Origin of the sequence: Parafrankia sp. FMc2 (assembly GCF_041008525.1) — a bacterium.
Lineage (GTDB): Bacteria > Actinomycetota > Actinomycetes > Frankiales > Frankiaceae > Parafrankia.
Genome location: NZ_JBFLUG010000481.1, coordinates 1 through 696, shown reverse-complemented (window position 1 = coordinate 696; position 696 = coordinate 1). Strand labels below are relative to the sequence as shown.

1 protein-coding gene is annotated in these 696 nt (G+C 71.7%); it reads left to right on the top strand.

The features are described from left to right. On the top strand, positions 1-696 hold a 696-nt coding region (locus tag AB1460_RS38045; protein ID WP_368967453.1), incomplete at both ends, for a polyketide synthase.

Here is a 696-nt window from a genome sequence, read left to right as displayed (position 1 = left end):
CGCGTGAGGCGCTGACGATGGATCCGCAGCAGCGGTTGCTGTTGGAGACGTCGTGGGAGGCGTTCGAACGGGCCGGTGTTGATCCGACGGGGTTGCGTGGGCGTCCGGTCGGGGTGTTCATCGGCGCGACCTACATGGGCTACGGCATTGGTGCCGCCGAGGACGACGAGGCGCTGGAAGGCCGTCTGCTGACGGGGACCGCCTCCAGCGTGATCTCCGGCCGCCTGGCGTACACGTTCGGTCTGGAGGGGCCGGCGGTGACGGTGGACACGGCGTGTTCGTCGTCGCTGGTGGCGCTGCACCTGGCGGTGCAGGCGATCCGCGCCGGTGAGGCCGAGATGGCGCTGGTCGGTGGTGTGACGGCGATGCCGAACCCGGACGTGTTCGTCGAGTTCTCCCGTCAGCGGGGTCTGTCGCCGGATGGGCGGTGCCGTTCGTTCGCCACGTCCGCGGACGGGACGGGCTGGTCGGAGGGCGCCGGGGTGCTGCTGGTGCAGCGTCTGTCGGACGCGCGCCAGGCGGGGCGACGAATCCTCGCGGTCGTGCGGGGGTCAGCGGTGAACCAGGACGGTGCGAGCAACGGTCTGACGGCGCCGAACGGTCCGGCCCAGCAGCGGGTGATCCGCCAGGCCCTGGCCAGCGCCGGGCTGTCGACGTCCGACGTGGACGCTGTCGAGGCACACGGCACGGGCACGA